Raw genomic sequence first — 22,048 nt, forward strand, 5'->3', positions numbered from 1 at the left:
CTACAGTATCGCCATTACGAGGAAATGAATATGAAAGGTCATACGCTGAATATCTCTTATGCCGCCATTGATTTAATAAAGAAGCATCAGGGGCTTTCACTGGAGAAATATCGTGATGAAAATGGTTTATGGGTGATCGGCTATGGACATGCGATCCATGAGGAGGACAATTTTCACGGAGGCATTACTCCGCTTCAGGCAGAATGTTTGCTTCAGGAAGATATTCAGTTATGTGAGAGGCTGCTGCGGGAAAATATAACACGCCCATTAACCCAACAGCAGCATGATGCATTGGTAGTATTGATATTCAGTTTCGCCGAGACGCCTTCACGTCTGAACGCGCTGTATCAGGCTATCGCCCGGGTATAGTACATGGCCGCCTGGGTCCGGTTTTTCACCTCCAGCCGCCGAAAAAGTGCTTCCAGATGCGCTTTTACCGTGGCCGCGCTGATGTTGAGATTGCGGCCAATCTCTTTATTTGACTCCCCCGCAGCCAGCAGTTTGAGTACCTCGCGCTGACGCTCGCTTAAACAGAGTAACGGCTGCGCTGATGATTGCTGGCTAACCCACTCCCCGGGAAAGCAGACCATCCCTCTCGACACGGAATCCAGCACGGCGGCAAACCGTTCGGGGTTAGCGTTACGGGGGATAATGGCCATCACGTTTCGCTGCATGAGCTGCTCAACCCATCTGGCCTCTTTTCTTGCCAGAACCATAATCACCCGTATCGCCGGGAAGGAATCCATAAGCTCTTCCAGGAAAGCACTCTCCTCTTCCTGGATCAAATTGCCGTCAATCATCACGATAGCAGACGGTGAAGCAGATATTTGCCCCCATAAATCGTCCGCCTGACAAGCGCCCGTTATATTTATTTCAGGAATTAACTCCTGCAGACCGTGTATCGCTCCATGAATAAATATCGACTGCCTGTCAAACATGATTACTCGCATCGTTTTTCTCCCTCTGAGAATAGCGAAGGGGGATTCTACAGAGGCAGTATTTAAGAAAAAACTCAATGAATGGAGAGGTTACAAATCCGCGAGTGGTTTTTATATTTGCCCGTACTTTGACACATCAGTTTTAAGGATTTCCTTAAGGGGTTCCCTCCCCTTAACAGCAGGCCTCACAGGAACATACCGCCTGACACCTCAATACGTTGCGCGTTCATCCAGCCCAGCTTATCGCTGAGCAGTGCCGCGATGGCATCGCCGATATCGTCCGGCAACCCCACCCGCCCCAGCGCCGTCTGTGATGCCAGCATCTGATTAAGCTGCGCGTTGTCGCGAACGCGTCCACCGCCAAAGTCGGTTTCTATCGCGCCCGGCGCGATAATATTGACGGAGATACCACGCGCACCCAGCTCCTTCGCCTGATAGCGGGTCAACACTTCCATCGCCCCTTTCATCGCTGCATAGGTACCGGAGCCTGGCTGGGTAAATCGGGCCAGCCCGCTGGAGACGTTGAGGATCCGGCCTCCGTCATTCAGCAGAGGCAGCAGGCGCTGTGTCAGGAAGAAAGGCCCTTTGAAATGAATATTCATCGCCTCATCAAACTGGGCTTCCGTTGTGTCGGTATAGGGTGCATATAAACCCGTCCCGGCATTGTTCAATAAATAATCAAAGGTGTCGCGTTGCCAGACGGTCTTAAGGATTTCCTGAAGCTGCTGAGCAAACTTATCGAAGCTGGCAATATCACCGACGTTGAGCTGTAATGCTGCAGCATTCACGCCTTTTTCCTGAATTTCGCGAACAACCTCCAGCGCGTCCTGCTGATTGCTGTGGTACGTCAGAACAATTCCCGTTCCGTCTGCCGCCAGCTTCAACGCCGCGTTTTTACCCAAACCACGGCTACCACCCGTCACTAATGCGATACGTTCAGTCATCATAAACCTCGTTTTGGCTGTTATGGAGATTGAGAAAGAGCTTATTAGGTGATAGAAGATCAATAAAGAGGGTTTAAAACGCTTCACTGTTTCAACAGCAACAACAATGAGCTTCATCTATGGATAAAATTCACGCAATGCAGCTGTTTGTGCGCGTCGCGGAACTGGAAAGTTTTTCCCGTGCTGCAGAAACCTTAACGCTGCCGAAAGGCAGCGTTTCGCGGCAAATTCAGGCCCTTGAAAACCGCCTTGGCACCCAGCTGTTGCACCGGACCACGCGTCGCGTCAGCCTGACGCAGGACGGCATGGTCTATTACGAACGGGCAAAAGATCTGCTGGCAAACCTTGATGAACTGGACGGACTGTTTCAGCACGATCCCTCCACCATAAGCGGAAGGCTGCGCGTGGATATGCCCGTCGGCGTTGCTCGAAATTTAGTCATCCCCAGACTGCCGACTTTTTTGCAGCAGTACCCGGGTATTGAACTGGAACTCAGCAGCAGCGATCGTCTGGTGGATGTGATTCGCGAAGGGTTTGATTGCGTGGTCCGCGTGGGTTCCCTGAAAGATTCAGGGTTAATTGCCCGGCCGCTGGGGAAACTGACGGTAATTAACTGTGCCAGTCCGGATTATCTGGCGCGTTTTGGCTACCCTGAAACGCTGGATGATTTGGGCTCACACGCGGTGATTCACTACGCCGCCATGCTGGGTACCCGTCCGCAGGGCTTTGAATTTTATAACGGCAGTGCAACGCAGTGGATAAAGACGGGCGGCGTATTAACCGTCAACAGCACGGAAACCTATCAGGCGGCCTGCCTTGCCGGGCTGGGCATCATTCAGGTTCCACGTGTTGGGGTACGTGATTTACTGCGGACGAAAAAACTGATTGAGATCCTCCCGCAATATCGCGCGGAACCGATGCCCGTGTCCCTGATTTATCCCCATCGCCGCAACCTCTCCCGTCGGGTACATCTGTTCATGGAGTGGCTGACCGAACTCACAAAAGCTTACGTGGATTAGTCGCAAGCTATAATTCAGTAACATCCAGCCTAACGAAAAGGAAAAGACGCGTGACGCCGGAAAATAACCCGCAACGACCCACCCAACATTTAGATTATGATCCCATCAAGAAGATGGAAACCGGGCCAGAAAAGGCTAAAACCCCAGGGGCGGCCAGCAAGACGCTGGGCACCGTCACCAGCCTGGCAGAAAGAATTCAGCAGTTTCCCATGGTTGCGCATTTGATACGTGCGACCGAGCGCTTTAATGACCGCATGGGGAACCAGTTTGGTGCTGCCATCACCTATTTCTCCTTCCTGTCGATGATCCCCATTCTGATGGTGTCGTTTGCAGCGGCCGGTTTTGTGCTCGCGTCGCACCCGACGCTGCTGCAGGATATTTTCAATAAAATCCTGAATAACGTCAGTGACCCGACCCTCGCCACTACGCTAAAAAGCACGATTAATACCGCTGTTCAGCAACGTACGACCGTTGGGATCGTTGGTTTGCTTATCGCCCTTTACTCCGGGGTAAACTGGATGGGCAACCTCCGCGAGGCCATTCGCGCCCAGTCGCGTGAGGTGTGGGAGCGTAAGCCGCAGGATCAGGAGAAAATATGGGTTAAGTATCTCCGCGACTTTGTTTCGCTGATTGGCCTGCTCATTGCGCTCATCGTTACGCTTTCGATTACCTCCGTGGCGGGCTCCGCACAGCAGATGATTATCTCTGCACTCTATCTGGATTACATCGAATGGCTGAAACCGGCCTGGCGCGGCATTGGGCTGGCGATTTCCATTTTCGCCAACTACCTGCTGTTCTTCTGGATTTTCTGGCGTTTGCCCCGTCATCGTCCGCGCAAGAAGGCCCTGCTCCGCGGAACGCTGATTGCGGCGATAGGCTTTGAAGTGATTAAAATCGTGATGACCTACACTCTGCCGTCGCTGGTGAAATCCCCGTCGGGCGCGGCGTTCGGCTCCGTGCTGGGGTTGATGGCCTTCTTCTACTTCTTCGCCCGCCTGACCCTGTTCTGCGCCGCGTGGATTGCCACCGCCGAGTACAAAGGCGACACACGCATGCCGGGAAAAACACACCGCTAACCCCTCTCTCGGGCTGAAATTTCAGCCCGACTCATCATTTCAGCATATAAATCCAGCCCGTAACTTTTATTTAACCAAAAACCAGTTTTATTCACCAATATTTAAAAACTGTGAAGCATTTCATGGAAGCATTTTCGCTGGCCTGAAAATTATCCGCTTTTTGTTGCTTTTATCACCAGAACGCGACTTTGTTACAGATTGAAATGTCGCTTTTGCTGTGCGTAATATGGCCTTTCGTTCGATAAAAAATAAGAAAATATTATGCAAGCAACAGCCACAACACTCGACTCTGGCGCGGAAAACGTCCCGGTCAACTCGCGCAATAAAGTTGTCGTCGCATCGCTGATTGGCACCGCCATTGAGTTCTTCGACTTTTACATTTACGCCACCGCTGCGGTCATCGTCTTCCCGCATATTTTCTTCCCTCAGGGAGACCCGACGGCGGCGACGCTGCAGTCTCTGGCAACCTTTGCTATCGCGTTTGTTGCACGTCCGATTGGCTCTGCGCTGTTTGGACACTTTGGCGACCGTATTGGTCGTAAGGTCACCCTGGTGGCCTCGCTGCTGACGATGGGGATCTCCACCGTGGCGATCGGCCTGCTGCCGACCTACGAAACCATTGGCATTCTGGCGCCGGTCCTGCTGGCGCTGGCGCGTTTTGGTCAGGGTCTGGGGTTGGGCGGTGAATGGGGTGGCGCGGCGCTGCTGGCGACCGAAAATGCCCCGCCGCGTAAACGCGCGCTGTACGGTTCATTCCCGCAGCTTGGCGCGCCGATTGGCTTCTTCTTTGCCAACGGGACCTTCCTGCTGCTTTCCTGGCTGCTGACGGATGAACAGTTCATGAACTGGGGCTGGCGTATTCCGTTTGTCTTCTCTGCCGTGCTGGTGCTGATTGGCCTGTATGTCCGCGTGTCCCTGCATGAGACGCCGGTGTTCGCTAAAGTGGCCGCGGCGAAAAAACAGGTGAAAGTCCCGCTGGGCACGCTGCTGACCAAACACGTCCGCGTCACCGTGCTGGGCACGTTCATCATGCTGGCAACCTATACGCTGTTCTACATCATGACGGTTTACTCCATGACCTACAGTACCGCCGCCGCGCCGGTTGGGCTGGGTCTGCCGCGTAACGAAGTACTGTGGATGTTGATGATGGCGGTCATCGGGTTTGGTGTGATGGTGCCGATTGCCGGCCTGCTGGCGGATAAATTCGGTCGTCGTACGAGCATGATTACGATCACCACGCTGATCATTCTGTTTGCCCTGTTCGTCTTCCCGCCGCTGCTGGGTTCGGGTAGCCCGGCACTGGTGATGGCCTACCTGCTGATTGGCCTTAGCCTGATGGGGCTCACCTTCGGCCCAATGGGCGCGCTGCTGCCAGAGCTGTTCCCGACGGAAGTGCGTTATACCGGTGCGTCGTTCTCCTACAACGTCTCTTCCATTCTGGGGGCGTCCGTTGCGCCATACATCGCCACCTGGCTGCAGGCAAATTATGGTCTGTTCTACGTGGGCGTTTACCTGGCGGCCATGGCGGCGCTGACGCTGATTGCGCTGCTGCTGACGCATGAGACTAAGCATCAGGCACTGTAAGCTAATGCCGGGTGGCGGCTACGCCTTACCCGGACTACGATTCAAAATGTTGGCCGGGTAAGCGCAGCGCCACCCGGCAAAAACATCCCGCACCTTACTTCTTCATCTGCGACAAAATTGTCCGACACTGATTCGCCTCACCTTCTGACGGCGAGATCAATGCCAGCAGCGCGGCGGCTGGGGTGACCAGCGTCGCGAGGGCTGCGGCCACCGCACCACGCGCGATCAGCGGCCCGGGCTTCACGCCTGCCTGCGGATTTTTAAAGGTGCCGCGGACATAAAGCGGCGAGCGCAGGGTAATAATACGGATCCCTTTACTTTCCGGGTCGATCGTCAAATCCAGCTGCTCTGAGGCCATGCTGGCGGTACCGGTCACGTTAATCACCGCGTTTTCCGTGTCGAAGGCAAAAATCTGCGGACGCGCCACGCCGTTTACCAGATCCAGATTGGCCGCGGCGCAGTTCACCCGCACCTCGTCATCCCCGAAAATTTGCCCGATGATAAAGTTGCCCACGTTCAGCCCCAGGATCTCCATCAGGTTGCGGCTGACCAGGCCGTCGTTCATCAGCAGTTTCAGGTTACCATTGCCGCTGCCCAGCAGCGCCGCCACGGAATTCCCTACCCCGCGAATGTCCGCGTCACCGTTCATTTCACCGAGGGTTTTCTGCATCAACTCCACGTTTGGCATCAACTCTTTCAGCTTCAGCCTGCGGGCCTGAATTTCGGCGCGTCCCTGCATCGGCTTTTTATCGCCCTCGAGGTGAATGTTCGAGGAAATCGTTCCGCCCGCCATACCAAACTTCAGCGGCTGCAGGCGCAGATCGGCGTTTTTAAGAATGACATGCGTCGAGAGATCGCTCAGCGGCAACGTGCTGCCATGCTCAATTTTACGCCCTTTGAAGCGTACATCGGCATCCATCACGTCCCATTTGTCAGTTTCGAAGCGATCGTAAGGCAGCACTTTCCCCGCAGGCTGAACGTCCTTTTTAACCTCTTTCGACTTCGTGCCTTTGCCCGAATCCACGCCAATCAACGGGCCCAGATCGGCCAGACGTAGCTGGCTGGACTCCACATCCCCTTCCAGTTTCGGGCGCGGTTTTCCGGTGGTGTAGGTTAGCGAGCCGTGGATATCACTGTCACCGATACGGCCGTTAAAATCCCGGTAGTCAAAGACAGACGATTTTTCGGTGTCGATTTTGGCAACCAGATGCCCGTCCGTTTCGAACGGCGGCGTATCGGGCAGCAACACACCGGTCAGCTCATACAGTTCACCCAGCGAATCACCGGCAAATTTCAGCCGCAGATCCACGCCCCCCATGTTCATCGGGTCGTTGACCGTGCCCACGAATGCCACGCGCGTATTCCCTGAACGGAAATCTGCCTGCACCGGGAACGGCGTACCTTCGCTCCTGAGCGCCAGCATGCCGCCCATTTTTCCTTTCCCACTCAGCGGCTGGCCGTTGTAGCGCCCTTTGGCCGTCAGGCCGAACACATAATCTCCCGCTTTGGCGTTATCGCCTTTCGCCTGGTTGCCCGTCACTTCGCTAAACGGTAGCGGTTTACCCAACGGATCGACCAGGATCTCCACATCCGCCTTGCTGACCTTATCGTCGATGGCGATCCGCCCGCGATCGAAAAGAATATTGTCGAGACGGAATGACCATGAAGAGGGCCGGGCATTGGGATCTTTTTCGCCGTCGCTGGCAAGGTTAAACGTCCAGTTGTTGTTCTTTTCAGAAAGGCGGATCAGACGCGCATCAGGCTGCTGGAGTTTAATCCACGGCAGATAGACGGTTTTGGTCAGGAGCGCTAACGGCGCCAGCGTGGCTTCAACGCGTGGCAGATGGACCATGGTGACGTCCGGAATATCCGGCGGGTTGCCGAGAATAATGTCGTCGGCGTGGACGTGCGGCCAGGGGATCCAGCTTCGCCAGCCGGTCTCCTGTTTCTGACGTTCCCATACCACGCCCAAATCGCCGCGGATGGCGAAGGGACGGTTCAGCTCAGCTGAGACTTTCTGGTTGATGGTCGGCTTAAGGCGATTCCAGTCAAACGTCGCAATAATGACGACGATAACCACGATCAACAACAAGAAAATCCCTGTAGTCCAGGAGATAACCCTGGTTGTCTTTGTCATTTTTGTCCCCTTTCCTGATGGCCTGTCCTGTAAAACTATAGTCCAGACAAGGGGAAACGGGCGGATCAGAGGTGAGTTATGACGGTATCGAGGGTATCCATAGGAACCGGACGAGAGAGGAAATAACCTTGTGCGGCAGCGGCGGGTGAGTTTTGCACATCGCGCCACTCTTCCAGCGTTTCCACACCTTCGACAATCACCCCTTTGCAATAGCGGTTCATCAGCTGCAATAACAGCGTAAACAGGTTTCGCCCTTCCGGGGTCTGACGCAGCATAATAAACAGATCGCGGGCCACTTTGATGTAGTCATAACGCACTTCGCTCAGCGCAGAGAAGTTCGCCATGCCCGTACCAAAGTCATCCAGCCACAGCGGGCCAAATTCACACATCGAGGCAAACGAGGAGTCCTGCGGCAGCCGGACGTGCTCCACCAGTTCAAAACGCATCCACGGCAGAGTGGCGATCAGTTCCTGCAATTTTGCATTCTGACGCAGCGCCAGCAGTGTCGGGCCATCCACGTTAACCGAGGCGAGGATATTGTGCCGCTCGAAAAAGGCCTGTTTGGTCGCCAGCATACGAAGCTGCTCTTCCAGCACGTCAAGGCGCTGGCGAACGGCAACTTCGGCAAAATAGCGATCTGGCGCGATACGCTGTAAAGGGTTTGACGGGTGCGTAACAACGGTCAAAATTTCAATGGCCATCAGTCGACCGTCCGTTCGGTAGATCGGCTGATAGGTATACGCACGCTCACATTGCAGCCAGTAGCGATGCTCCTGCAAGTTCTCAATACTTGCCTCAGGCGTAGTGCTCAGCCGCTGGATAACCTGCTCTGACTTCATTTCAGATGTCCTGTTGTTGGATGGCCTTTCTGGACTCGTCACTGGGTTATCGGCGCGACAATTGAGAACTTTATGTTCAATTCACCGGGAAAATGAAATTAAGATGACAGAAATTTGCCGGAACACGTGCTGGCTCAAATTAAATAATGGAACATCGTTTTAATATAGTTGACCATCTAATTCACTCAGCGCACACTGCTGATAAATTCTTCTGTTCAGGTTCACGACTATGTCCAAAAAAATTGCCGTGATTGGCGAATGCATGATTGAGCTGTCCCAAAAAGGCGCGGAAGTCAGCCGCGGATTTGGTGGCGACACGTTAAACACTTCCGTCTATATCGCCCGTCAGGTTGCGCCAGAAGCACTCTCCGTGGACTATGTTACCGCCCTCGGCACGGACAGCTTCAGCCAGCAGATGCTGGAAGCCTGGCAGAATGAACATGTGGGCACCGCGCTGATCCAGCGTATGGAAAACCGCCTTCCCGGGCTTTACTACATCGAAACCGACAGCACCGGCGAACGCACGTTTTATTACTGGCGTAACGAAGCCGCGGCGAAGTTCTGGCTGGAGAGCGATGCAGCCCCGGCCATTTGTGAAGCACTGGCAAGCTTTGACTATCTCTATCTGAGTGGGATCAGCCTGGCGATCCTCAGTCCAGTCAGCCGCGAAAAGCTGCTGTCGCTGCTGCATAAATGCCGCGCCAACGGCGGTAAGGTGATTTTTGATAACAACTACCGTCCACGCCTGTGGGCCAGCCGTGAAGAGACGCAGCAGGTTTATCAGCAGATGCTGCAGTGCACGGACATCGCGTTCCTGACGCTCGACGATGAAGACGCCCTGTGGGGTGAGAAGCCCGTAGATGACGTGATTGCACGCACGCAGGCGGCGGGCGTAAGCGAAGTCGTCATTAAGCGCGGGGCGGAATCATGTCTGGTCGCGATGGCGGGTGAAGCGGTGGTTGAAGTCCCGGCGGTGAAGCTGGCCAAAGAGAACGTGATTGATACGACAGCGGCAGGGGACTCCTTCAGCGCGGGTTACCTGGCGGTACGTCTGACCGGGGGAACGCCGGAAGCCGCGGCACAGCGCGGACACCTGACGGCCAGCACCGTGATTCAGTATCGCGGGGCGATTATTCCGCGTGAGGCGATGCCTGTTTAACCAAAGTGCGGGCTGATGCCCTCACCCTGGCCCTCTCCCACAGGGAGAGGGCATGTCTACGCATTACTGTCCTTGCGGAATATCCGTCGCGTCCGGGTGTAAATCATCCGCTGCGGTCGCCAGCTGCGGCGCGGTAACCATAATAGAATCCCAGGTCTTCTGAAGTTCCTTCATGTCATATTCCGGCTCGCCTTTCGGCTGCATAAGGATCAATGCCATATCCTGCGACAGCTGCTGACGTAAATCCTGATTTAACATATCCACGGTCAAACCGTTCAGGAAATCCTGACGAAGCTTCTGGTACTGTTCAGGCGCAATGTCGACAACCTGATTCTGCAGGGAGCGGATGCGCTGGCTGATCAGAATATCGGTATCGGCACGCGCGTAGGTCGCAAACAGCTTCTGCAGCTCCAGTTTTTTCTGGGCCACCAGCGCATTGAACTCCTCTTCAGAGAGGCCCTCTTTACGCACTTTTGCCAGCTCTTTGGCAACCACACCCAGATTCGCATTCAGCTTATCGCCCGGCGATTCAACGTTAATGGCACATTGCGCACGCTGGAAAAGCACGCGACAGTCAAAGCCAAGACCAATATTCTTCACGTTATTCTTACTGAGCGTCTGCTGAACGTGCCAGAACAACGCTTCACGCGCCAGGTCGGCACGCCAGTAGCGCAGCAGCGCGGCGGACTCGCGGATAGGCTGCCAGGCGTTATCCCACATCACGGAGAGTCGGTCCTGACGCACGGTGTCCGTCATAATGCTGACAGGTTCGGCGCGCAGCGGAGAGAGTGTCGGAACCGGGGCAGGCGTTTCACGCTTGCCTTTCAAATCGCCAAACGCTTTGTTGATCTGTTCAACCACCGCGCGGCTATCGACATTGCCAACCACAATCAGCGTCATGGCGTCCGGGGTGTACCATTTCTGGTAGAACGATTTCACCTGTTCGGCATCGACCGGCTGCTTCAGCGGCTCCGCCGGATCGTGACCCAGCAACGTTGAACCTTTCAGACGGTAGCGCCACCAGCCCTCTTTGGTATCCGCAGGCCAGGTCGCCACCATGTCGCTGTTGCTCAGCGCATAGTTAACGGTATCCGGCGTAATCGCCAGGTTGCCTGAGGCATCAGCGAGATAGGTCAGCGCTTCTTTGAGCAGATCGTTACGGTTATTTGGCAGGCTCAGGTTAAACATGGTGTAGTCATAGGAGACCACAGCCGGAGGCAGCGGGCGTTTTGGATCGATGGCCTGTTGCCACAGCGAACGCACCTGAACCGCTTGCAGGCTGCCGCTCTGAGTGAGCGCCAGACGGGGAATAAAATGGCTAAAACCGGTTTGCTGAGTACTTTCCGTAAGGGAGCCGGTATTAACGGACAGACGGATTTCAACACGATCGCTCGGACGTTGCGGGGTGGATAAAACCTGCCACTGGAAACCGTTCGCTAACGTGCCTTGTTGCCAGGCCGGGTCTGGCTGGAGCGCATCTGCCTGCACATAACTGGCTGCTGCCATCATCAGCAAACCGCCGGTTAAGAGTCGAATTTTTGTGCCCTGCATGTGAACCCCTGATCAACATTCCTGGTTAAAAAGAGTGACTCGCGACGCGCTGCACTCTAAAAGATGACGATGAAAACACGTCGATTAGACCGCGCGTTCGGCAAAACGTCACGGTCCGAAGTGAAATATACCCAAAAAAAATCTTGTCGAATTATGACAGGTATGAAGGGTTATTATGCGCAGGAGCCCGCATCCCGACAAGGGAATGCGGGCATTTGTAACAAGATTAGGAGGTTAAACCAGGAGTTTTGCTATCAGACACGCGATTATTCAGCGTATCGTCGAGTTTTTTGTGATCCAGCTCTTTCACCCATTTCGCGACAACGACCGTCGCCACACCGTTACCTACCAGGTTGGTTAATGCGCGCGCCTCGGACATAAAGCGGTCAATACCGAGAATCAGCGCCAGGCCCGCCACCGGCAGATGCCCCACCGCAGAAATGGTAGCCGCCAGCACGATAAAGCCACTGCCCGTTACGCCTGCCGCGCCTTTCGAGGAGAGCAGGAGCACCACCAGCAGGGTGATCTGATGGAAAATATCCATATGGCTGTTGGTCGCCTGAGCGATGAACACCGCCGCCATCGTCAGGTATATCGACGTACCATCAAGGTTGAAGGAGTAGCCCGTCGGGATCACCAGCCCGACCACCGACTTACGGCACCCGAGTTTTTCCATCTTGTCGAGCATACGCGGCAACGCCGATTCTGAAGAAGAGGTCCCCAGCACAATCAGCAGCTCTTCACGAATGTAACGGATAAATTTGAAGATGTTGAAACCTGTCGCACGGGCAATGGAGCCCAGCACCACCACCACGAAAAGAATACAGGTGATATAGAAGCAGATAATCAGCTGGCCCAGCTGCACCAGCGTACCTACGCCATATTTACCGATGGTGAAGGCCATCGCACCGAAGGCACCGATTGGCGCCAGGCGCATGATCATATTGATGATGCCAAAGATGACCTGTGAGAAGCTCTCAATCACATTAAAGATAAGTTGGCCTTTGCTGCCCAGACGGTGCAGGGCAAAGCCAAACATGACGGCAAACAGCAGTACCTGCAGAATGTTTCCGCTGGCAAATGCGCCAATGACGCTGCCGGGTATCACGTCCAGCAGGAAGGCCACCACGCCCTGATCCTTCGCCTGCTCGGCATAGACCGCGACCGCTTTGGCATCGAGCGTTGAGGGGTCAACGTTCATGCCCGCACCAGGCTGGACCACGTTAACGATAATCAGACCAATAATCAGCGCAAGGGTACTGACCACTTCGAAATAGAGCAGCGCCACAGCACCGGTACGGCCTACCGCTTTCATGCTTTCCATGCCAGCGATGCCCGTGACAACCGTACAGAAGATTACCGGGGCGATGACCATTTTGATGAGCTTCACGAACGCGTCGCCAAGCGGTTTCATTTGCGCGCCCAGCTCAGGGTAGTAATGCCCCAGCAAAATACCGATGGCGATGGCTGTCAGGACCTGGAAATAGAGACTTTTGAAGAGTGAGGTTTTCATAAGGTGTCCTTGGGAAGAAAAACCACAGGTTTTGTAAGGTTATGGTTAACCTGCGGCTCTAAAATAACACCCGTATAACAGGACAGAAATAAACTCAGTTCAAATTTGAAACACAAATGTTAAGAACTTTGAGCTGGCTCGCACAAGCCAGCAACAAAATTACACTTTTGCGTGATTGTCAGCACCGGGAAGATAGCGTTGTTCAAAGACATCCGCAGGAACAGCAGCGGCAAAAAGGAAGCCCTGACCGCTCTCTACGCCCGCCTCTGCCAGCCAGATGCGCTGCGCGTCGGTTTCAATCCCCTCGGCAATCAGATGCAGATTGAGACTGCGCGCCATCTGAATAATGGCCTGCACCATGCTGCTGTCCTCTGGCAACCCTTCGACAAACGCTTTGTCGATTTTCAGCACATCCACCGGCAGGGTTTTCATATGCTGAAGCTGACGCAGCCCGGCGTAGCCCATACCAAAATCGTCCAGCGCGATGCGAATGCCGGCATTGCGCAGCGGCTTCAGAATGGCAACGGCTTCGTTAGGATCGTCAATGCGTCGGCTCTCCGTCACTTCCAGCGTCAGCGTATCAGGCTTGATCCGGTAGCGATTGATCAGCTCCAGCATTTCGGAAACCATCGTCGGATGCATGAGCTGCAACGCAGACAAATTGACCGACAGCGGCAGCGTCACGCCGCGCTCCTGCCAGGCGGCAAGCTGGCGGCAGGACTCCTCCAGCACCCAATAACCGACGGTGACCATCAGGCCACAGGATTCAATGCGTTCAATCAGCCCCTCCGGCAGCTCCCATGAGCCGTCCGGCTGCTGTACACGGAGCAGCGCCTCGGCGCTTTTTACTTCACCCGTCTGTAAATTCACCTGCGGCTGTAGCCAGAGAGCAAACTGACGGTTATCCAGCGCGGTCAGGATGTCGCTCTCTTCCGTCAGGCGCTGCTGCGCCTTTTCCATCTGTTCCGGGTCGAAGAACTGGATCTGATTTTTGCCTTTGCGCCGGGCGGTAAACGCCGCCGAGAACGCGCGGCGATACAGCTGCTCCGCCGTTAAATCACCGTAGTACATGGCGATACCGATACTGGCGCTTGGACGCAGCTGGATCCCCTGAACAGGCAGCCGCTCGTTAATGACAGTGAGCACTTGCTGACCTAATGTGATGGCATGCCACGGCTCTTTCACGCCGTTGGCTATCACCACCAGGTCATAACCGCTGACCTGCGTCAGCACCATGCGCGGGGCCAGGACAGATTTCACCTTTTCCACCAGCGTCAGCAGCAGCATTTCACGCTGGCTCTCCTTGAGCACGCCCGCCGTATCCTGCAGGGTTTCACAGGCGATCACCATCAGCGCCGTGGTTTGCTGGCGCGCAACCGTCTGCTCCAGCATCGCCATCAGAAACGCCTTATTAGGAAGTTCTGACACCGGGAATCGCGTAGCGCTGTTATTTAATTCATCCTGCTGACGCTGGATGCGCTGCTGGTTGAGGTTATAGCTGCGTACCAGCATCCCGATCTCATCGTCATGATGAAGGCGCGGCAGTTCAAGCTGGTGCCCCATCTGATCCTGCGGCGCAAGCGCATTCAGCTCGCGGGCGATACGGCGCAACGGATGCACAATCAACCTGTTAATACACCAGGTTAACGCCACGCTGAGAATCAGGGTCATAAGTAAGCAAGTGGTCACTAACGTAACCACCCAACTCATGACGAACTTATACATGCGATACGAGTCTGCCTGCAGGACCAGGTAGGCCAGCGGCTGCGGATTGGCAGGACGTTCCAGCGAATAGAGAGGCAGAGAAATTTGCACCGGCAGTTCAAACAGGCGCATGACCATCATCGGGACGGGGCGTTCCGGGATAAAGCTCATCCGCAGCGCCTGGAACTGGTTGGGCAAGACGACATCCGCGCGGCTCACGATGCCAGCAGGCTGAATGCGTTTTAAAATGGTTTCCGCTTCGGGAATATCCCCTTTCAGGATCGAGGCGGAGAGTGGGCCGCGCACCGAGCGGGCGATACTTTCTAACTGCGAAGCCGTGTTATAGCGATTCTGCTGCACGGAATGAAACAGCAAAATGACGCAGAAAAGCAGGACAAACAGCATCGTGACGGCAGACACCATCGCCATCTGTTTGATCGTTAAGGAACGGCTGACACGCAAAATGACTCTCCACAAAACTCGAAGCGCAGGGCGCGCCAGGGTGTAAACCTGGCGCGCCTGAGTATACCCGATTGCTGTGCTATTAAGAGAGACTTACAAATGGATTAAGGAAAATCCGATTACCAGTCCGCGTAAGGAATGAGCGGCTGCGGCGGTAAGTCCATATCGCCCTGCCAGCCTGCGGCAGAGTAACGCACATAAATCAGCGCATGGCTTGGGGTATAGTCTTTCGCTTCCTGAATATCCACGCCCATGCCCACAAACCAGTTGGACGTGACCCGGCGTTCGATAATCGCCCGTGCGGTGTAACCCGTGCCGGAGCTGCTGCTGCCGGTTTCCATCGCGCCCCGGTCAGTATAGCGGCCGGGTTCATCGGTCGGGATCAGACTCTGAATCGGGTAGCGCAGTTCATCTTTGGTTTTGGAGTGTGACCAGGAGACAGAGCCGCCCAGCTCCCAGGACCAGTTTTCCGTGCGTTTACGCCAGGTCACCGGCAGTGCGAAGGAGACATACTCCTGCGGGCTGTAATAGCCGCCCTGACCCAGGGTATATCCGCTCAGGTCTTTGTCGTAATGCCAGAGCATATTGGAGACGCCGACCGTCAGGCGCTCGTTGTTTTTATTAATGAGCTTGTAGTAGTAACCCGTCATCCAGCGGACGCGCCAGTTATCTTCCACATTTTTACCCGTCAGCGTTTCTGCGTTCAGGCTTGACCAGACGCCGTTCGCCTCACCTTTGTCATAGCTGATGCTTACGCCACCCCCGGTCGCCCGTACGCCGCCCCAGGTGGTGCCGGTATTGGTATCTTTCTGCCCGGCGAAGGCCAGCAGTGAACTGGAGATTGGCCGACGATGGGCGTTGACGGTATAACCGATGGGACCCAGATCGCTGCTGTAGCTCAGGCCGCCCACCACGTCGACGACGTCAAAGCCCATTGGGGTGGTACCAATATCCATCGACCAGGTTTTATTCTGCCAGCCGACGGCGACGCTGGCGCCACTGTCACTCTGATGGGTGCTGCCGCTACACGGTGTTTCGTAGCAGGTCCCCCATTTAGGGTCGTACGTACCGTTATTGTTATCAAATGAACCGGCGTCCATATTGACCAAATCGCTTCTGAAGAACATGCGGCCATCAGAGAGCGGGGCATCGACCTGGAGCATGGTGGTATGGGCTTTCAGATCGGAATAGCCCCCCGTGCCGCTGGAGCCCCAGTAATCGTGCTGCAGCGTGACGTTAACATCCTGCTGACGGTACAAATCACCGGCGTCACTCCGTACGCCGCGCTTCAGCCAGTCATCTTTTTCATCGTTACGCGTCAGACGGGTGAAACTGTCGTTGTCCACCGGACGGGTCGTCGTGATGCCTGATGACACCATCGCGTCTTTATACGTCTCCAGCGCTTGCTGAGGCTGACCGTTCTGCGCCTGGAAGCGCGCGGCATCACGTAACACCAGCGCTTTTTCCATTGAGGCAGGCTGCGATTTGGCCTGCGGAATGATGTTGTTGAAGGTCTGCTCTGCGGCGGCGGAATCGCCCAGCCCCGCCTGCGCCATCGCGATCCGGCGCTGCATATTAAGGGATAACGGTTCGCCATTTTGCGCGGCAGGCAGTTTCGCCAGCTCGGCACGCGCAGCGTCCTTGTTACCTTGCGCGCTATAAATCTCGGTCAGACCGAGGATCGCGTCCTCGTTCTGCGGCTCACGCTGCAGGACGGCGTTGTACGTCGTTTTCGCCGATTCCAGATCGCCACGCTGCTGCGCCCAGTCGGCCAGCGTTAAGTCGATACGGGTAGAGGTCGGCTGCTGACGCAGAAGGTTTTCCGCCTCCTGCTCTTTACCGCTGTCGCGCAGGCGGTTGGCGGTTTCCAGCACCTGGTTACTTTGCAGACGGTCGGCCAGTTCCTGAATGTTGCCATTCCACTGGCTACGCGGCAGCGTATCCAGATGCGCCAGCGCGGCCCGGTCCTGATTGTTCCCGGAGAGATAGAGCCCGTTGGCATACACCTGATCCGGGTCAGACGGTTTCTGGCTGGCAAGCTGGCGCATCAGGGTGTCCGCCTGGCTGCGCTGGCCCGCGCTGTAGAGATCGCGCGAGAGACGATACGTTATCCAGACGTCGCCTGGCGAGAGCGCCAGACGGCGGCGCTGTATTTCTGCTGCCTGGGCGTATTTCCCCTGATTCTCCAGCTGTTCGGCCTGGGCAGACAGTTGCTCGTTAGTCAGGCTACGTTCAATATCATCAATGCTCCGGCGCTGGCTGGCAGAAAGCGACTGGATAAACTGCGAGGCTTTCTCCGGTGACTGTGCGCGGTAAATATTGGCCAGACCGCGAACCGCATTGCTGTTACCGCTGTCCATACGCAACGCCTGACGATAATAACGCTCCGCCGCATCGTTATCTTTACGTGCCGCCGCGGCATCACCCAGGCCCAGCACCGCGTAACTGTCGGTATTGTCGATGTTACGTGCCTGCTGATAGTAACGTTCCGCCTGTGACGGGTTATTCGCCTTGAGCGCCGCATCGCCCTGCTGGATCAGCAGCCAGTAGCGGTTGACCTTCAGCAAACTGTCCCATTTACCCCGGTTATCGCTCTGCGGGTCGAGGGCTATGGCCTTTTCGAACTGCGCCACCGCGCGGGCACGATCGCCTTTCTGGGAATAAGCCTGTCCCAGGGCACCCACCGCTTCACTGTCAGCATGGTTGGCGCTGACGGCTTTTTGCAGCTCCGCAACCGCCTTACTCCCCTGCCCGGCATCCACTGCCGCCAGACCTTCCGCTTTCGCCCGGAAGGCCGGGTCTGCGAGCTGTTTTTGCTGCGCTTCAAGCTGGGCACGCGCCGCCGCGACGCTATCGCCGTCGCTGAAAACGCTCAGGTATTTTTGCAACGCGCTAACGCTGGCGCTGCTGGCAGGCTGGTCTTTGATCTGCTCATACCACATGTCAGACGCCTGGCTGCGGCCGCCGGTCGATTTAGCCATCTCCCGCAGGACCGCAAAGCCCTCATCGCGGCGCCCGCTCTGGAACAGGAGCTGGGAAAGCGTCGTCTGCAGCTGCGTATTACCGGGGCTGCTGCTGTTAATTTTTTTCAGCTGGTTAATGGCCGCATTGCGGCGGGCAGGATCTTTCGCCACCACATTCCAGTATTCCGTCGCCACGTCGCCACCCGGCGGGTTGCCGTCAAAGAGCTTGTCATAGGCGGCAATCGCCTCCTGAGTGTGCCCTGTCGTGGCGAGCAAGCGCGCCTGCTGTAACTGCTGTCGGCCATCCGGGGTGGAAAGCAGCATCGTATTGCGTGAGGACTGATACGCGCTGGAGCCTGGAGCGATCCCTTTCAGGCGATCCAGCTCTTTTTGCGCACCGGCGGTATCGCCCTGGCGCAGCAGGTAACGAAAACGGGCGGCGATAACATCAGGGTTGTTCGGATCAATCAGTTCAAGACGATAGAGCGACTGACGAACCAAATCCTCACGCTGTGTCGACTCGCCCAGCCGAACCTGCTCCAGCAGCTGTTTCTGCTGCGGAGAGTTAACGGCCTGCGCCAGCGGCATCAGTGCCAGCCCAAGCGATAAAGTGAGTAAATTTACTGTGAACTTGCGCATTCCTGGCCCCAATCCGGTATTAAGTCACCTTTAGCGGTGAAGCGAAAACGATGCTGATCCCATCCCTGACCAAAGAGAGTCAGTACATAGCTGTAATAGGCGTTGTTATCGGGAAAATGGTCTGCAACGCGCTGGCGCTGAACCGCCTGAGCATCGCGCTGTTGTAAAAACGGCAGCATGGCGGCAGAGAACCCGACCGGACCATTGCCGGTGCGTTTACCCGTCGCCACGTCCACTTTTTCCGGCGGCACGCCCTGTTTCATTGTTTTTGCCGCCATCGGCTGGAAGCGCGTCAGCAATCGGGCTTTCTGAGGATCTTTATCACTCATCATGCCCACCCAAAGATAGACACGAATAGCGTCGTAGCCCCCTACCAGCGCTTTATCCTGCTTTAACTGCCAGCCTCTGTTTTTCTGATACTGCACCCAGTCCGGCGAGAACCCCTTTGGCGCGCTTTCCAGCAGCAGTCGCAGATTCGTTTCACGAAGCGTGGTCCACGGGGCACCAAAGCGGGTGAAATAGCTTGCTAACTGCGGAGGAAGATAGCTGGGGTTAAAGCGCCAGGCGTTTTCATCAGCAAAACCGACTTTACCCGGAAGCAGCATGGCGCCGAGCCCTGGTACTTTCACCACTTCCTCACCGGCAATGCGTTTCAACAGCGCCTTACCCGTGCGGGTGTAGTCCGGATGTTTCCATAACCGGCCCGCTTCAAGCAGTGACCAGGCGATCCAGACATCGGCATCTGAGGCGGAGTTGGTATCAATCACCGCCCAGTTTTCTTTGTCTTTCTGCCCCCAGAGCCAGGCAGGCAGATGGTCGTTGAGATTGCCGCCGGCAAGGTTATCGCGCGTCCATGTCAGTATTTGCTCAAACGCGCGGCGATCGTTGGCGGCCAGAGCAAAGAACAACGCATAGCTTTGCCCTTCCGACGTCGTAATTTTGCGCGTGTCACTGGGATCAATGACGCGCCCGCCCTCGCTGATGTAATCCTTTTTGAACTGCTCCCAGGCAGGCCAGGTACAGGCGGCGCGAAGAGGAAGCGCCGCCAGCATCAACGCTGCTACTGCACACCAGCGAAAGGCTTTCATCACATCTTACTCATCCGGGTTGAGGCGACGACGGCTGATGATACGCAGCAGACGCCACAGCACCCATGCCAGCAAGACCACGCTGACCGCGGCCAGGATGGCGAGCAGAACCGGATGGTTAGACAGCGCATACCACAGGCGTTCGAACCACGGCAGATGGCCGACGTAGTACACATCACCCACGCGCAGGCTGTTGACGCCAGACTCACGGATCACCGACACAGAGCCAAACATCGCGGCACGTTTACCACTGTCGTTCATCGCCGTATTCAGCAGTTCATAGCCACGCGGGCTGTCCGCCAGAAGCGCCACCACGCTACGCTGATCGTTATAAGGTGACTGGAAGCCCACTACCGCAGCCATCGCCCCCTGAGAGGTGACGGCCGTTTGCGCGCTGGCCTGGCGATCGTTCGCATCCGGCATGATGCTCGGGAAATCGGTCTGGCGCAGCGGGGTGTTAACCCAGGACTCCGTGGCTTTCACCAGCAGATCAATACGCTTATCATCCTTCAGCTTATCCGGAATCGTACCGATGACCATGATGTCAGCGTCTTTGTTCTGAATCTGGCTGCCATCGTCCGTCAACGTGACGTTAATTGCCGGCAATCCCGTCTGGGCCCCAACGGTTGCTATGGTATCAAGCAGGGTTGTCACCTGACCTTCGTTTGGCGCTTTTGGCATCACAACGATGGACTCAGAGAGATCGGCCATGCGGCTGAACGGGAAGCCCGCGTTAGCAAAGGCGCGCAGATCCGGCATCGCCAGGAAGTGATAGTACTTCGAGAAGTCGATGGTCGACTCATCGCCGATGACAACGTGGTTCTGAACCTGCTGGAAGGTGATGCAGTTATCCACCGAACCGCCAGGCATCGGGTTCATGTACTGGAAGTCAAAACGCAACTGGTTGATTGACCCAAGCTTCAGTGCCGGAATGGAGACATCCGTTTTACCGTCCAGCAGCCCCTGCAGCACCGGCAGGCGAAGCATCAGTCGGTTAGTGTCCTGGGTACTTTGCAGGCTGAACGATTGCAGGAACTGGTTGTTCAGGCTGATATCCATGCGCGAGCTGTCTTTCGTCGCCGGCGCGGTATAACGGTAGTTAAGATTGATATCGATGCCGTTGGTACGCAGAAGGTACAGATCCGGCGGCAGGTTCAGTGACAGGCTAATTGGCGAGGGTTCAAGCCCGGACGCCTGCAGCTGCTCTTCATAGGTTTTCAGCTCACCAAACGTCACGACACGGTCGGTACGCACCCAGTTTGGCGCATCATAAGGTTTACGCGCCAGCAGCGGCTTGACCTCGTCCACCACGACGCTGTTGCCGCGGAAAAGAACGTTGCCCTGGGCAATCGCTTTTGCCGCCTGGACCAGATCTTTATCGTCACGACCAAAGACCACCAGCAGCTTCACGTACGGGTTATCCGGGTGGCTGACCATCTCAATGGTTGGCGCTTTGACTTCAGGATGATCGCGCAGGAAGGCAGGACGTTTCGCGTTGGTGGCAAATACAATCGCGTTTCTGTCCGGCATTTTGTCATACATCACCGGGAAATTCTGACCGCGCCAGCCGGAACGCGAACCAAACCAGGAAGCCACAATGGTGGCCGCCAGCTGCTCGGTTACGTCCGGGGACGACGCAAACACCATCGGCAGCGTGAGCGGACGGTTATCACGAGGATCGAAGAACGGCACCGGGAAGGCGGAGAGATCGTTCTTCAGCGCCAGAGACTGATAGGTCATCTGCAGCGAGGAGTTACGCCCGATGTCCATCCACAGCGTGTTGCTGGCTGGGTTTTCACAGACATCGCGGTAGTGACCCACAAACTCCAGACGAATGCGGTTAAAGTCGGTAATGAACAGCGGGTTAATCGGCACCTGCGCCTGCGTTTTCTTACCCAGTTGTTCTTTGGTAACCGGCAGTACGTCCATCAGCTCATCGTTCAGGTAAACCTTCAACTGAGACTGGGTCGGCAGCAGGGACGGCGACGGGGTATATTCAAGGTTCAGCACGGCATTCGAGACGACTTCATCGCTGCGCATGCCAAATTCAATGCCGCCATTAGGATTGATGCCGCGCAACACCATGCTGCCCGGCGGCGGCGCGATTTGCGCGAAGGTCAGCTTGACGTCGCGTGACGGGGCATTTTCCGCGACAACGGGCGCATTCGCCCCCCGAACACCCGGCATCACCTGTCCGATAACCGGGTTCTCGGCGGGTAGAGTGTTCCCCTCCGTTGGCTGGTTCGGAATGACATTTTCTGTTTGACCGGGCGCGGCAGTAATAACCGGATCGGTTGCCTGCGCGACCACAGGCACTGTTGGCGCAGGCGTTGCCGCTGCGTTATCAGGCTCTGCGTTAGCCATTGTTGCGGGGAGCGCACTCATCCCCATTGCCACTGCACATAACCAGGAAAGTTTTGTTTTCATCGCGT

The 22,048-nt window shown here is 55.9% G+C and carries 15 protein-coding genes; 5 read left to right on the plus strand and 10 right to left on the minus strand.

From position 1 onward, the window contains the following. Positions 1–30: 30 nt before the first annotated feature. Complete coding sequence (locus G0034_RS21865) at positions 31–369, plus strand: lysozyme (protein WP_045269644.1); 339 nt, start codon at positions 31–33, stop codon at positions 367–369. Here the strand turns inward: G0034_RS21865 and G0034_RS21870 are convergent. Next, positions 348–950 carry a response regulator transcription factor gene (locus G0034_RS21870; protein ID WP_014885589.1) on the minus strand — a complete coding sequence of 201 codons (603 nt, stop codon included), beginning with the start codon at positions 948–950 and terminating at the stop codon, positions 348–350. The two genes, G0034_RS21865 and G0034_RS21870, sit on opposite strands and share 22 nt — an antisense overlap. Positions 951–1,123: 173 nt before the next feature. After that, positions 1,124–1,882, minus strand: a complete 759-nt coding sequence (locus G0034_RS21875; RefSeq protein WP_023331529.1) for an SDR family NAD(P)-dependent oxidoreductase — start codon at positions 1,880–1,882, stop codon at positions 1,124–1,126. Between the two features lie 119 nt (positions 1,883–2,001). On the opposite strand from G0034_RS21875, the gene G0034_RS21880 reads away from it, so the two are divergent. From G0034_RS21880 to G0034_RS21890, 3 genes are all read left to right on the plus strand, one after another. Beyond that, positions 2,002–2,901 (plus strand): LysR family transcriptional regulator, encoded by a 900-nt coding sequence (locus G0034_RS21880; protein ID WP_023337927.1) that lies wholly within the window; start codon positions 2,002–2,004, stop codon positions 2,899–2,901. 50 nt (positions 2,902–2,951) lie between these two features. Further along, positions 2,952–3,977: an inner membrane protein YhjD gene (gene yhjD, locus G0034_RS21885; protein ID WP_014885592.1), complete on the plus strand. Its 1,026-nt coding sequence runs from the start codon at positions 2,952–2,954 to the stop codon at positions 3,975–3,977. Positions 3,978–4,238: 261 nt separating this feature from the next. Continuing rightward, positions 4,239–5,561: an MFS transporter gene (locus G0034_RS21890; RefSeq protein WP_045135441.1), complete on the plus strand. Its 1,323-nt coding sequence runs from the start codon at positions 4,239–4,241 to the stop codon at positions 5,559–5,561. Between the two features lie 94 nt (positions 5,562–5,655). Here the strand turns inward: G0034_RS21890 and G0034_RS21895 are convergent, their stop codons facing one another. Next, the gene (locus tag G0034_RS21895) at positions 5,656–7,698 is read right to left on the minus strand and encodes an AsmA family protein (protein ID WP_059373008.1); all 2,043 of its coding nucleotides are present in this window, start codon (positions 7,696–7,698) and stop codon (positions 5,656–5,658) included. A 65-nt stretch (positions 7,699–7,763) separates the two neighbouring features. Beyond that, a complete protein-coding gene (gene pdeH, locus G0034_RS21900; RefSeq protein ID WP_063944049.1) occupies positions 7,764–8,537 on the minus strand; it encodes a cyclic-guanylate-specific phosphodiesterase in 774 nt (257 codons plus the stop codon). Between the two features lie 229 nt (positions 8,538–8,766). On the opposite strand from pdeH, the gene kdgK reads away from it, so the two are divergent. Further along, positions 8,767–9,696 (plus strand): 2-dehydro-3-deoxygluconokinase, encoded by a 930-nt coding sequence (kdgK, locus tag G0034_RS21905; protein ID WP_014885596.1) that lies wholly within the window; start codon positions 8,767–8,769, stop codon positions 9,694–9,696. Between the two features lie 63 nt (positions 9,697–9,759). Here kdgK and G0034_RS21910 read toward each other — a convergent pair whose 3' ends face one another. The 6 genes from G0034_RS21910 to bcsB all read right to left on the minus strand — a co-directional run bounded on the left by G0034_RS21910 (position 9,760) and on the right by bcsB (position 22,043). Next, complete coding sequence (locus G0034_RS21910; RefSeq protein ID WP_179121263.1) at positions 9,760–11,247, minus strand: M16 family metallopeptidase; 1,488 nt, start codon at positions 11,245–11,247, stop codon at positions 9,760–9,762. A gap of 226 nt (positions 11,248–11,473) precedes the next feature. Continuing rightward, positions 11,474–12,760, minus strand: a complete 1,287-nt coding sequence (locus tag G0034_RS21915; protein WP_014885598.1) for a dicarboxylate/amino acid:cation symporter — start codon at positions 12,758–12,760, stop codon at positions 11,474–11,476. Positions 12,761–12,919: 159 nt separating this feature from the next. Beyond that, positions 12,920–14,926, minus strand: coding sequence for a biofilm formation regulator HmsP (hmsP, locus tag G0034_RS21920; RefSeq protein WP_014885599.1), 2,007 nt, complete (start codon positions 14,924–14,926; stop codon positions 12,920–12,922). 119 nt (positions 14,927–15,045) lie between these two features. Further along, positions 15,046–18,528 (minus strand): cellulose synthase complex outer membrane protein BcsC, encoded by a 3,483-nt coding sequence (bcsC, locus tag G0034_RS21925; RefSeq protein ID WP_023331534.1) that lies wholly within the window; start codon positions 18,526–18,528, stop codon positions 15,046–15,048. Then, a complete protein-coding gene (bcsZ, locus tag G0034_RS21930; protein ID WP_045135438.1) occupies positions 18,510–19,616 on the minus strand; it encodes a cellulose synthase complex periplasmic endoglucanase BcsZ in 1,107 nt (368 codons plus the stop codon). The genes bcsC and bcsZ overlap by 19 nt, the downstream gene beginning before the upstream one ends. 6 nt (positions 19,617–19,622) lie before the next feature. Beyond that, a complete protein-coding gene (gene bcsB, locus G0034_RS21935; protein ID WP_176260954.1) occupies positions 19,623–22,043 on the minus strand; it encodes a cellulose biosynthesis cyclic di-GMP-binding regulatory protein BcsB in 2,421 nt (806 codons plus the stop codon). Positions 22,044–22,048: the final 5 nt, after the last annotated feature.

The organism is Enterobacter sp. T2, assembly GCF_010692925.1.
Lineage (GTDB): Bacteria > Pseudomonadota > Gammaproteobacteria > Enterobacterales > Enterobacteriaceae > Enterobacter > Enterobacter kobei.